Below are 12606 nucleotides of genomic sequence, written 5' to 3' on the forward strand. Positions count from 1 at the left end.
ATTGATATTAGAAAATACAATTGAGTTGGACCTGAGCGATGTATCAAAAGAACTATCTTTTTTACTGTTTATTTTACGTGACGATTCTCAGGATGAGATGATCATTCAGCAACACACAGAGGATTTGGACTGGAAATTGTTTATGAGGCTTGTTTTACATCATCGTGTGTATCCTCTTGTATATTTGAAATTGAAAGGACTTAGCACTTCATTAATTCCTGCTAACGTTATGGAATCCCTTCATCTCCAATATCATAACAATACAATGAAGATGCTGCATCTTAGCAGGGAAATGAGTCATATTTGCGAAGCATTCACCAGCAGTGGGATACGCAACCTTTTGTTGAAAGGTCCTATTCTTGCTACACAGCTTTATGGAGATTTGGCGCACAGGACATCCAAAGATCTGGATATACTAGTTGATGCTGACGACGTGGAGAAAGCTGAAAAAATACTGGTACAGCTCGGTTATAAGTTGGAGGATGAGCATACATTAGGCAATTGGAAGAAAAAAAGTCATCATCTTTCCTTCGAACATATAGAAAATTGTACACAAGTTGAAATTCATTGGCGATTAAACCCTCATTTCAGCAAGTCGTTTTCTTTCGATCAACTGTGGGAACGTAAACATGATGTGATACTGTCCAATCAAACATTTCACTACTTAGGGAACGAGGATTTACTCTATTATCTTGCTGACCATGGTGCCAGGCATGGCTGGTTCAGGTTACGTTGGTTAATTGATATTGAAAGATTACTGCCTAGAATAAACAGTGAAAATATGAAGATATACTTTGATCAATATGGAGGGCAGCAGTACGTAGGGCAGGCTTTCATCCTATTATCGCTTCTGTTTTCAACTAAGATTCCTCATGATTTAGAATGCTTAACGATCAGTTCTAAATCGCATCGACTAGCAGGGAAGGCACTCTATTATATTAAAAGAATTGTTAAATTAAATCCGGTACCGGAAAAAAGTGTAGCTTGGCATTATAATCGCTATCTTTTTTCATTGATGTCAGGAAAACAAAAATTAGCTTATCTCTTAAACAAGTTTCATCCCAGTTCACGGGATGCTTTATTGTTGCCGTTGCCTAAGTCGCTTCATTTTCTCTATTTCCCTCTCAGGCCTTTCCTGTGGCTCTGTAGGTATTTGAAAAGAGAGTCAGTATTAAAGGGATGAGGTTTTTTAAGAGTGACAAAGGGGAGAACTAATAAAAAAATAGTCTCCTCTTCAATTATTATTGTATTAGATTTAATGCCCACAATTTATTCTAACCCCTTGCTTTTATTCTTCATTTCTCCATTACGAACTACATCCCCTTATCTCATAACTTCTCAACATTCATGTATACAAAACGGATCTATGTTTGCTATAATTGATACAAAATGTATCATTAGAGGAGGTTCCTATCCATGAGCGCTGAATTAATCACGGCTGATGATCTTATCGTACAATCCGAAGGTTTCCTGGTAAGTGATATGGATGGCGAAAAGGTGATGCTGAGCATCGAAAATGGCAAGTATTATAATCTCGGTCAGATCGGTGGACGGATCTGGGAGCTTGTTTCTTCTCCTGTTACCATCGCTGGCATGGTTGAGCAATTAGTGTCCGAGTATGAGATTGAACCTGAGATGTGCGAGCAGCAAGTACAAATATTCCTGAAGCAGCTTACAGCTGAGGGACTCGTGCAGGTGAGAAAGCAGTAATGCGTTTCTATAAGAAAGTACGCAGATTTATGTCTTATCCTTCAGATATGAAGCGGATGTTCGTAGAAGCTTACTTTTATCTGGCGTGGGGGAGAGTGCTTAAGCTGCTCCCTTTCACTAAAGTAGCTCCTTCCTTGGGGGAACATATGAAGGAGACACCTTATACAGGGTATACGGAGCAGGACCTCTTACTGCTGCGTAAAATTTCAAAGGCTGTCCATACGATGAGTCGTGTAACGTGGTGGGAGAGCCAGTGTTTGGTCAAAGCCGTTGCAGCGATGAAGATGCTTGAACGAAGAGGGATTCCGAGCACACTTTATCTGGGAAGCGGCCGGGATGACAAAGGGCAGATGGCTGCTCACGCTTGGCTCCGCAGTGGTTCTTACATTTTAACAGGTAAAGAAGGACACGAAAGGTATGCCGTCGTAGGGATATTCGGAAATGGTATACAGGCGGAAGCGTTAGCGCCCATGAAGCAGTAGTCCGCATAAGGAGTTTTTTATATTGAAGGATCTATTCTATTTTTTTCGTAAGCTCCGTCGAGTCGCAGGGGTTAAACTATACATAAATATGTTTATGACTTTGTTCATCAGTTTATTGGATGGCATTGGCATCTATTTAATCGTTCCTCTCCTCAGCATTATAGGCGTATTTCAAACCAATATGGATGGAATCCCGCTAATCTCTTCTCTGCTTGACCTCATCAAATCATGGTCATTTGAACTGAATTTGCCGATTGTGCTGGCTTTATATGTCGTCATTGTGGGAGGGCAGGCGCTTCTCCAGCGAAGTCAGATGTTATTGAATTCGAAAATACTGCAGAGCTTTATCCGTACGCTTCGGATTGAGACGTATCAGGGATTAATACAGGCTAAATGGGAGTTTTTCCTTCGTAAGCGCAGGTCGGATTTCAACCATGTGATGTCTAATGAGCTTGGGCGTGTAAATCAGGGCATCTTTCTATTCTTACAAATGATTTCTTCCTTTTTATTTACGATGATACAGATTGGCCTTGCACTATGGTTGTCTCCTATGTTAACTATGGTCGTCCTGCTCAGCGGCGGGCTGCTGGCTCTGTTCGGGCGTAAGTTTATCAGAAAGTCGAAGCGTATTGGTGAACAGACAACAGAACTGTCTAAATATTATTTTGCAGGGATCAGTGAACATTTCAACGGCATTAAGGATATCAAAAGTAACCGACTAGAGCAGTCCCATATGAACTGGTTCAGCAACTTATCTCGAAAAATGGAAGATAACTTTATTCAATTCGGAAGGGTTAATTCGCTGTCCCAGCTTATTTATCGCCTATCATCCGTTGTGCTGATTGCCGGCTTCGTCTATCTGGCGCTTGAGGTTCTCAAGACACCGGCTGAGCAATTGATTATAATTGTCCTTATTTTCTCGCGTTTATGGCCAAGGTTTATTAGTATTCAATCGAATACGGAGCAGCTTGCATCCAATTTTCCTGCCTTTCAAGCCATGCGTAAGCTGCAAATGGAATACGAGGCGGACAAGGAGCTCGGAGAATCGGCCTCTAGATCTGAACCCAACCCGTTTCGTATGCATAAGGGAATTGAATGCCGAGATGTAGGCTACCGGTACGATTCCAGTACGCCAGTATTTGCCTTAAGGGACATTAATGTACGTATTCCCGCCAATCGTATGACGGCAATCGTTGGCAAATCCGGTGCAGGCAAAAGCACACTCATCGATATGTTGATGGGACTGATTCAACCGGAGAATGGACAGGTAATGATTGACGGAGTGTCACTTCGAAATGAGCAGCAGCTTCTGTCACTGCGCAGCGCAATCGGATATGTGTCACAGGATCCCTTTCTCTTTAATGAGAGTATTCGGGATAATCTGAAGCTGGTCGCTCCTTCCGCTAATGATGCTGAGTTGTGGGAAGCTTTGAAGTTCTCAGCCTCCGATGAATTTGTGCGTAAACTTCCGCAAGGTCTGGATACCGTAATCGGTGACCGTGGAATTCGCCTGTCCGGAGGAGAACGGCAGCGGATTGTGCTTGCAAGAGCGATCTTGAAGCGTCCTGCCATTCTTGTATTGGATGAGGCGACAAGCGCACTGGACAGCGAGAATGAACGACTGATTCAAAATGCGCTGGAGCTTCTGAAAGGAAGCATGACTATTATCGTCATCGCTCATCGGCTGTCTACGATCCGCAATGCGGATCAGGTAATCGTCATGGAACAGGGTGAGGTTATACAGCAAGGCGGCTATCAGCAGCTGTCGCAGGAGAACAAAGGCACCTTCAGACAGCTGCTCAATTATCAGACGGGTGCTCAGATGTAAGCAGCCGTCAGGATATGCATCTGCAATAATAGAAGTTAAGAGTAAAAGGCAGCCGCCCCTTCATTATGGGGGCGGCTGCTTTTTCATGCATAAAAGTATTAAAACCCCATTTTGGATCCCAAGACGGTGGACCGCCTCCTGGTCTCCAAAGGAAGAAACCACCCTCTGGTCTTCCATCAGGATGACCATCTCCTTACCCCTCCAACAAATATCCCAAACATTGTGAAAATTGAAAGCCCAACAGTTCAAGGGCAACTACCATTTGTTTTTCTGAAGGACGGATCTTCGATCAAATCCAAATCGTGTGAAAAAACCGCTCCGCATTTAGCGGAGCGGTTTCATAGCTGACCTGTAACCTTTTCTATTCAGTTTCATCAGCCTACATAATTAAAGGGAGAGAAGGACCGTTTGCAGATGCTGTAATGCAGTTATTGTGCCAATTTCGGTGTATTTACAGGAACTGTTCTGGCTTTGGTAGCTTGCTCAAAGGAATAAGCAAGGTCAAGCAGCTTTTGCTCACTGTATGCTGTTCCCAAGAATGAGATGCCCACCGGTACTCCCGCTTCCGCTGTTCCCGCAGGTACGGTTACTTCAGGGAAGCCTGTAGTTGATGCCACGTAGCTTGCTGTATAGGTATCATATGCTGTGCAGACAAAGGTAGGATCCTCTTTGTCAAAGCGGTTTGAAGCAGGGCAGGACATTGTAGGGAAAACAAGAGCGTCCAGCTTGTTGTCCTTCATTATTTTTGTGATTTCTTCACGAGTTACTGGAATTTCTTTATTAATGATGTTCTTGTACTCTTTGGAATACAGGGTATCAGCTTGTGCCAATGCTGTCTTCAAGCCTTCCAGACGCGCCGGGTTAACAGGCGTCGCTGAGTTCAATACTTCAGGAGACCCACTGATGTCGATCACTTTCTGCAGTGTTTTGGGTGCGCCGAAAGGAAGCGTGCTCAAATATTTTTCAAACTGTCTTTTGAATTCCGCATCCCCAATCGGTCCAAGAATTGGAGTCCAGAGGTATTTGGTTTGCTCGGAGAATGTTACAGGCACGACAGCCGTTCCCATGCTTTTCATTTTCGCAATAGCTTGATTCGTGATAGCATCTACTTCAGCATTGTCACCAAAGAAATCAGTTGCCACGCCGATACGAGCATGCTTCAGCGAAGAAACGTCCAGCGCTTTGGCGTAGTCTTGAACATGATGCTTCGCAAATTTCGTCGCTTTATCTTCTTTATCTGTTCCAGCCATTGCAGTGAGTACTGAGCTTGCGTCCGTGACGCTGCGCGCCAATGGACCTGTTACGTCCAAAGAAAGCGAGGAAGGGACAACACCACTGCGACTGGTCAATCCTAGAGTCGGTCTGATACCTACTAGGCCGGTAACATTGGCTGGACCTCTAACGGAACCGGAAGTATCCGTTCCAAGTCCGAATACGGCAAAGTTAGCCGCTACAGCTGCAGCACTACCACTGCTGGAACCGGAAGCATCACGGTTCAGGTTGTAAGGGTTGAGCGTCAAACCGCCCATGGAGCTATAGCCCAGTCTGCCGTAGGAAGCGGCGAGCTCGGACATGTTTGTTTTGGCAGTGACAATGGCTCCGGCATCAATAAGTTTCTGTACGGTGAATGAATTTTTAGTAGGATAGGCATCCTTCAGCGCTACAGATCCGGCTGTTGTTGGCATGCCAACAACGTCAAAATTATCTTTTACGACAAATGGAATGCCATGAAGCTTGCCTCTTGGTCCTTTAGATTTGCGCTCGGTATCAAGTGCCTTGGCTGTTTCAAGAGCTTGGTTGTTAATCGTAATAATGGAATTTATAGCAGGGCCTTGTTTATCAAAGGCCTCAATACGTTTCAGATAGTATTCCACCAGTTCTTCCGATGTAATTTGCTTTGAGCTCAAAGCATTTGCGACTTCATCGATGCTTTTCTCAAACGGATCAAACGTATTTTTCGCTATTTCGGCATTTGCATGATTCCACGGAAAAATCGCAGCAACTAGCAAAATAGCTAGTAAAGTTTTGAAATTTAAAATTTTTTTACTCACGTGTCTTACCTCCTGATGTCTTTTTAATAGTTCATAATGCTCATTTTGTTTTTCTCCCCCTTAATAGTTATCGTACCTCCTCCCAAAAAAATGAATAGAATCCGACAAAAGGCTCATTTATTCGGCAATAAATTCGACAATATTTAACAAAAACTGATCTTTTGCCGATAGTATGTAAAGACAATACTTCAATGTTTAAAAAATGGAGGAGAGACAACTTGAGAAAGAAACTGCAGTGGAATCTGAAGCTTCAACTACTGGTGACGATGGTCATCTTGGTATTGCTATCGACATTATCGCTGGGCTTCGCGATAAATCAGAGAGTTAAGCACGACATGGAGGAGAACTTCTATGAAGCTACCCGAAAGGAAATCAAGCAAGTTAGCGGCGCTATGAACCTGTACTTTAATACCGTGAATGAATCGGTTGAATACTTTGCCAAGCAGCCCGTCATCCAAAAGATCGACAGTTCCATCACCTCCTATGTGAATGCAGTAGGAGAAGACGGAACTATTCAAATGACTCCATCAGAAAAGGCAGGTATGGAATCACAGATTTATAACTTCTTCTTGAATTATTCCAAGACGCATCCAAATGTGGCCTATCTCTATTTGGGAACAAAGGATGGGGGATACATACAATGGCCACAAGGCACTTCCACCGATAAATTTGACCCGAGACCCAGACCGTGGTACACCCAGGCAGTTGAGAATCCCGACAAAGTCATGCGAACGGGTGCTTACGCTTCCTTTACCGGTAATGTTCCGATCGTGAGCTCTTCCGTTACCATTAAGGATAAAGCAGGTAACATCGTAGGTGTCCAAGGTGTAGACGTAAGCTTGGAATCGCTGACGAAGACCATCAATGACATTAAAATCGGTAAAGCCGGCTATGTCATCCTGGCAGACCAAACCGGCACGATCCTCGCAAATCCTAAGAATCCGGAAACTAATTTTAAAACGCTAAAGGATCTGGATGTGAAGGAATTTGCTGACATCGACAAGATGGTGGATAAAAATTTTGAAATCACCATGAATAAGAAGAACTACACCGCTAGCGTTTACGTTTCACCGGAAACCCAATGGAAATATATCTCAATAATGGACAAAAGTGAAATAGAGGAATCAATCAAGGCGATCCAGAACATTATTGTCCTCGTCATGGCTATTATCGCTGTTATCGCCATCGGGGCTTCCTTGTTTTTATCCGGCGCGATTACGAAGCCGATAAATGCTGCTGTACAGTATGTTCAGCAAATTGGCAGTGGTAATCTGGCCACCGATATTCCGCAATCTATGTTGAACAAACGAAGTGAAGTAGGTACCATGGTTCGGGCTATTAACACCATGAAACAGGATATCCAGAAAATGATCGGTGGGATTTCTAGTTCGGGGCATATCGTCTCTCAATCGGCGGTCAACCTTAAAGACAGTATGGATCAGACTCAAAAGGCTTCCTCGCAAATTACCGAGTCAATCATTCAGCTTTCCACCGCTTCAAGCGATGAGGCGAATACTGTTATGGAGGGCTCCGAAAAAGTCGAAGAACTCGGCGGAGCGATCGATCAGGTCACGGCATCCACTCAGGAAATACTGGATATTGCTCGTCGCACAGGTGAACTGAATCAACGCGGCATAGTCATTGTGCAGGAGTTGGTAGGGAGATTTAACAGTACACTGCAATCTTCACAGGAAACAGCACAAGCTATTAATCATGTGAGTGAAAGCGCTGGTGAAATCAGTAGCATACTTGTCACTATTCTTGAAATTTCAAGACAGACGAATCTGCTGGCCCTAAATGCGTCCATTGAGGCTTCAAGAGCAGGTGAACATGGTCGCGGATTCTCCGTTGTAGCTGCCGAGATTCGCAAGCTCGCAGAGCAATCAACTTCCGCTGCGAATAATATCAGCCACATTATTTCAAATGTAAACAGCCAGGTGGGAGCAGCTGTTCAGGCCATCGGCACATCACGCGAGCTGTTTATGGACCAGGAAACGGCGGTCCGGGAAACCGAATCGATCTTTAACGATATCATGGTCTCCGTAGACAGCCAAATGGACAAGACGAGCGAAGTTGATGGCCATATCCAGGTGATGGTTGAAAAGCGGCATGAACTCACGGACGTCTTCACCAATATCTCAGCGATTACTGAAGAAAATGCTGCTATTACCCAAGACGTGTCCGCGGCAGCTGAGGAGCAGCTGGCTACGATTGATGACGTGGCAGGTTATCTGGATCAGCTCAAGGGACTTTCCAACGATCTAGAGGACAATATTAAGAAATTCACCATAAATAACGAGTGATTTACGCCCCTCATTGAGGAGGGTACTCTTCAGAACAAAACAAACCAGCCCGGGAAAGCATAGACTTCTCCGGGCTGGATTGCTAATATTGTTTCAGTAGTAAAATGTAAACGCATCCCTATTCATGATATAATGGCATCTAATAGTCTATTATATCGAAAGTTCTGGATTCATTGTGAGAACTGGATCAGGAGTGTTGCAGGGATGAGAAGATATAACGCGTTGCGTCCGGTGATGCTGATTGCGGTCGCGTTGCTTACGAACAGCTTGTTTACAAACCTTTGCGGCATGTTTGGAATGTCGCCTGAGTCAGCAAGTAATGTTGGTTTTATTGCCATGATGATTGCCGCGCTTGTAATGTATAACCGAATGACGAAGCACCGCCGTAAATAAATAGTCATTCAGAATAATGAACTATTTCATGATCATGTGTATGTAAGTACCGTCAGTTGCGCCTTCTGTGACGCTTTTGACGGTATTTTTGCGTTCAAATAATTATACTGGTTTTCTATTATCATTTTAGATTCCCCATACAACAAAATTCGGGAAATGAAACCTTTTTCCTGGATCTAATGTATTATAAGATGGGATATAATCTTTTCGAGGGGGAGCTCATTTTGGGAATCTTGTCGAGATTTAGGGATATTATGAAAGTCAATGTTAACGTTTTAGTGGATAGGACAGAAGATCCGGAGAAGACAATTGATGATTACATGCGGAATTTGAACAGCGACCTGGGCAAAGCTAAAGCGGAAACGGCTACGGTGTTAGCGGATGAGAGAAGGGCGAAAAGAGCATTGGATGAATGCAAAGCCGAGATCAAAAAGCTGCAAAATTACTCCGAGAAGGCAGTGGAAGCCGGCAATGAAGAGGGTGCCCTGAAGTTCCTGGAAAGAAAGGCGACGCAGGCCGAGAAGTTGAATGAATTACAAACGGCTTACGATCTGGCTTCTTCTAACGCAGCGAGTATGAAACAAATGCAGGATAAGCTTGTGTCGGACATGGGACAGCTGGAAGCGCGGCGTACGGAGCTGAAAGGGAAGATGGCCGCTGCTAAGGCGCAACAACAAATGAATTCAAGCGGCTCCTCCTTGGGCGGTGCGAACGCTGCTTTTAACGCGATGGAAGAGAAAGCGAACCACGCTTTAGATGAAGCGATGGCCCTGGCTGAACTTAGAGCAGGAGCGAAGGAAGACGATCTGGACGATCTGATCGCGGAATTGGAGAAGAAGACGAGCACGGATACGAATACGACTATAAATGCCGAAGATGAGTTGGCTGCAATCAAAGCAAAAATGAAAAAGCAGGAATAACCATTTCTTTTGTTATTGAGGTGAGCAGATGCCAGTTATCGAATACAAATGTCCAAACTGCGGCAGTGGCATGGTTTTTGACGTTGAAACAGGGATGTTATCCTGTCACAGCTGCGGAAGAAAAGACAATATCGAGAAGATTTCTGATCCTTTGACGAAAAATGTTTTTTCAGAAGAGGATAAGGCCAGGGAGTATCATTGCAATAGCTGCGGAGCTGTCATTATGACCGATGCGGAGACGAGTGCAACGAGCTGCAGCTTTTGCGGTTCAGCCGTTGTTCTCGGCGATCGACTGACCGGGAAACTGGCTCCAGCGAAGATCATCCCTTTTTCAATTAGTAAGGAACAAGCGATGAAAGCCTTCCGGAAATGGTGCAGAAAAGGCATTTTGACACCAAGGGGGTTTATGTCAGCGGATCGAATCAAGGGAATAACGGGGTTATATGTTCCTTTCTGGCTATATGATTTACATAATGATGTAGAGGTTCATGGCCGTGGTACGAAAGTAAGTAGCTACACAAGCGGCGACTACGAGTATACAGAAACGGATTATTATGAAATATACCGAAAAATCTGTCTGGATTATGTAAAGGTACCGATTGATGCTGCGGAAAAAATGAATGATGATCTGATGGATAAATTAGAGCCTTTTCCTTATGATCGACTAGAAGACTTTAAAACTCCGTATCTTGCCGGTTACATTGCTGAGAAATACAGCTATGACGATGAGGAGCTTTTACCGCGGGCTAAAGAAAAAATATACAAATATATTGATTCTTATATTGATTCTACGGTGGACGAATATGACGGCGTGAGCTATTCCGATGTCCAAATTGATACGGAAATAGAGCGTGCTGACTATGTTTTGCTTCCCGTTTGGGTGGTACTCTATAAATACAATAAATCGGAATATACCTTTGCCATGAACGGTCAGACGGGCAAGGTGGTTGGCAAGCCTCCGATTAGCAAGGCGAAAGTGACCGCATGGTTTGCAGGTATTTCCGGCATCATTTTTCTTGCATTGCAGCTGGTGGCCTTTTTGATCCTTGGGGGTGAGTTCTGATGAGAAGGTTGAGAGTGATCCCTATAGCCTTGTTTTTCTTCGCAGTTTTGCTGGCCGTCCCTTTGGAATCCACTGTGGCCGCAGCGGAATTGAAGCCATTAATATATGATGAAGCGGGGCTGCTCAATCAGGAAGAGTATGATGAGCTGAACGTTATGGCTAATGAATACGGAGCCGAGAGAGAAACGGACATCATGATTGTTACGATCAACAGCCCAGAAGCTTACGACGTTATGGCTATGACGCAAGATTTTTACGATTACAATGGACCTGGTTATGATAAGACTCATGGTAATACGGTCATTTTGATGATGGATATGACTCACAAAGAGTTTTATTTGGCCGGATTTTATAAAGCAGAGGAGTACTTGGATGACGAGAGACTTGATAAGATACGTAACAAGATCACCCCGGATTTAAAGAACGGTGATTATAAGCTTGCATTTCAAAAATATATCGAAACTGCACACAGATATATGGGATTCGATCCAGAGGTGAACCCGGACAATATATTATTAAATATTTGGGTTCAATTGGGCATTTCGGTGGTCATCGGGGGGATTATCGTTACATTGATGGTTCGTCGTTCCGGCGGCCGCATTACGGTAAACTCGCGGACATACGAGGATAGCAGTAGTTCAGGACTTATGGATTATGAGGACTCGTACCTTCATACAAGCACAACGAGACGGAAGATTGAGAAGAGTGATTCCAGCTCAGGCGGCGGAGGAGGGACCACCTCAGGCGGTCATTCGCATAGCGGAAGTAGAGGATCATTTTAACGGAAGGGATGGATGAAAATATGGGGTTCTTCAGAAACCAATTTGCGAATGTCGTGGAATGGGAAGAGTTTAGGGACGATATGATCTTTTGGAAGTGGAACAATCGGGAGATTAAAAAAGGAAGTAAGTTAGTTATTCGCGCCGGTCAAGATGCGATCTTCGTAAATAACGGCAAGATCGAAGGGATTTTCGAGGATGAAGGGGAATATAGCATTGATTCGGACATCATCCCATTCCTATCTACGTTAAAAGGATTTAAATTTGGCTTTAACAGCGGGATGCGGGTGGAAGTTTTATTCGTCAACACGAAGGAGTTCACCGTGAGATGGGGGACACAGAATCCGGTTCTGATCCCGACTCCTCAGCTTCCGGGCGGTATGCCTATTCGCGCTAACGGTACGTTTAATTTTAAAGTGAACGATTACGTTACGTTTATCGATAAGATTGCCGGAATGAAAGACAGTTATCTTGTTGAGGATGTTAAAATCCGCATTACTTCCATTTTGGATCAGTTGTTAATGAAGTGGATCAGCAGAGAAGGGAAAGACATGTTTAATCTGCAGGCGAATGCTGTAGATATTGCGAAAGGCATCCGTGAAGATCTGGATATGGAAGTGATGGACAACGGAATGACGATTACCGGCTTTCAAGTGATGAGCTTCAATTATCCTAAAGAGATTCAAGATATGATTACGAAGACAGCTTCCCATGAAATGATCGGTAATCTGCAAAAGTATCAACAGGTTAGCATGACGGACGGTATTGCATCCGGCAAAGTACAAGGCGGCGGCGCTGCTTCGGATATGGCAGGCATGATGATGGGGATGAACATGGCGAATGAAATGATGAAAAATATGAACCAAAATCAAAAGCCTCCGGTTGAACCCCAGCAACCTGCATCAGTTGCTTCCTCTACTCCTGAAGGCAATAAAAAGCCCAACTTCTGCCCTAACTGCGGTGCGAAAAACGAAGGGGCTAACTTCTGCCCGAATTGTGGTCAGAAACTGAACTAACCCGGACAGTCGGCGTAATGAAGAAAAACTACGCTTCACCCCACCAATATAAGCAAAGAAG

The 12606-nt window shown here is 44.1% G+C and carries 11 protein-coding genes; 10 read left to right on the top strand and 1 reads right to left on the bottom strand.

Annotated features, from left to right (window positions below):
* Position 1: 1 nt before the first annotated feature.
* The 4 genes from MNQ98_RS01630 (at position 2) to MNQ98_RS01645 (ending at position 4020) form a co-directional block, all read left to right on the top strand.
* Positions 2 to 1183 (top strand): nucleotidyltransferase domain-containing protein, encoded by a 1182-nt coding sequence (locus MNQ98_RS01630; RefSeq protein WP_241931610.1) that lies wholly within the window; start codon positions 2 to 4, stop codon positions 1181 to 1183.
* Between the two features lie 233 nt (positions 1184 to 1416).
* Complete coding sequence (locus tag MNQ98_RS01635) at positions 1417 to 1710, top strand: lasso peptide biosynthesis PqqD family chaperone (protein WP_241931611.1); 294 nt, start codon at positions 1417 to 1419, stop codon at positions 1708 to 1710.
* On the top strand, positions 1710 to 2192 hold the full coding sequence (locus tag MNQ98_RS01640; protein WP_241931612.1) for a lasso peptide biosynthesis B2 protein: 483 nt from the start codon (positions 1710 to 1712) through the stop codon (positions 2190 to 2192). Before MNQ98_RS01635 ends, MNQ98_RS01640 begins: the two co-directional genes overlap by 1 nt.
* Positions 2193 to 2214: 22 nt before the next feature.
* Positions 2215 to 4020 (top strand): ABC transporter ATP-binding protein, encoded by a 1806-nt coding sequence (locus tag MNQ98_RS01645; RefSeq protein WP_241931613.1) that lies wholly within the window; start codon positions 2215 to 2217, stop codon positions 4018 to 4020.
* A 428-nt stretch (positions 4021 to 4448) separates the two neighbouring features.
* Here MNQ98_RS01645 and MNQ98_RS01650 read toward each other — a convergent pair whose 3' ends face one another.
* A complete protein-coding gene (locus MNQ98_RS01650) occupies positions 4449 to 6071 on the bottom strand; it encodes an amidase family protein (protein ID WP_241931614.1) in 1623 nt (540 codons plus the stop codon).
* A gap of 218 nt (positions 6072 to 6289) precedes the next feature.
* On the opposite strand from MNQ98_RS01650, the gene MNQ98_RS01655 reads away from it, so the two are divergent.
* The 6 genes from MNQ98_RS01655 (at position 6290) to MNQ98_RS01680 (ending at position 12545) form a co-directional block, all read left to right on the top strand.
* Positions 6290 to 8374, top strand: coding sequence for a methyl-accepting chemotaxis protein (locus tag MNQ98_RS01655; RefSeq protein WP_241931615.1), 2085 nt, complete (start codon positions 6290 to 6292; stop codon positions 8372 to 8374).
* A 204-nt stretch (positions 8375 to 8578) separates the two neighbouring features.
* Entirely contained in the window at positions 8579 to 8767 is a 189-nt protein-coding gene (locus MNQ98_RS01660) for a hypothetical protein (protein ID WP_241931616.1), read from the top strand.
* A gap of 224 nt (positions 8768 to 8991) precedes the next feature.
* Positions 8992 to 9687, top strand: a complete 696-nt coding sequence (locus MNQ98_RS01665) for a PspA/IM30 family protein (protein WP_241931617.1) — start codon at positions 8992 to 8994, stop codon at positions 9685 to 9687.
* A 28-nt stretch (positions 9688 to 9715) separates the two neighbouring features.
* Complete coding sequence (locus MNQ98_RS01670) at positions 9716 to 10750, top strand: TFIIB-type zinc ribbon-containing protein (RefSeq protein ID WP_241931618.1); 1035 nt, start codon at positions 9716 to 9718, stop codon at positions 10748 to 10750.
* Positions 10750 to 11532, top strand: coding sequence for a TPM domain-containing protein (locus MNQ98_RS01675; protein WP_241931619.1), 783 nt, complete (start codon positions 10750 to 10752; stop codon positions 11530 to 11532). Before MNQ98_RS01670 ends, MNQ98_RS01675 begins: the two co-directional genes overlap by 1 nt.
* 20 nt (positions 11533 to 11552) lie before the next feature.
* Entirely contained in the window at positions 11553 to 12545 is a 993-nt protein-coding gene (locus MNQ98_RS01680) for an SPFH domain-containing protein (RefSeq protein WP_241931620.1), read from the top strand.
* Positions 12546 to 12606: the final 61 nt, after the last annotated feature.

This window comes from Paenibacillus sp. N3/727, assembly GCF_022637315.1.
Classification (GTDB): domain Bacteria; phylum Bacillota; class Bacilli; order Paenibacillales; family Paenibacillaceae; genus Paenibacillus_AQ; species Paenibacillus_AQ uliginis.

Excerpts from the sequence above, each read along its gene's own strand:
- MNQ98_RS01675 (WP_241931619.1), top strand. The coding sequence starts at position 10,750 with ATGAGAAGGTTGAGAGTGATCCCTATAGCCTTGTTTTTCTTCGCAGTT.
- MNQ98_RS01635 (WP_241931611.1), top strand. The coding sequence starts at position 1,417 with ATGAGCGCTGAATTAATCACGGCTGATGATCTTATCGTACAATCCGAA.
- MNQ98_RS01660 (WP_241931616.1), top strand. The coding sequence starts at position 8,579 with ATGAGAAGATATAACGCGTTGCGTCCGGTGATGCTGATTGCGGTCGCG.
- MNQ98_RS01680 (WP_241931620.1), top strand. The coding sequence starts at position 11,553 with ATGGGGTTCTTCAGAAACCAATTTGCGAATGTCGTGGAATGGGAAGAG.
- MNQ98_RS01670 (WP_241931618.1), top strand. The coding sequence starts at position 9,716 with ATGCCAGTTATCGAATACAAATGTCCAAACTGCGGCAGTGGCATGGTT.
- MNQ98_RS01640 (WP_241931612.1), top strand. The coding sequence starts at position 1,710 with ATGCGTTTCTATAAGAAAGTACGCAGATTTATGTCTTATCCTTCAGAT.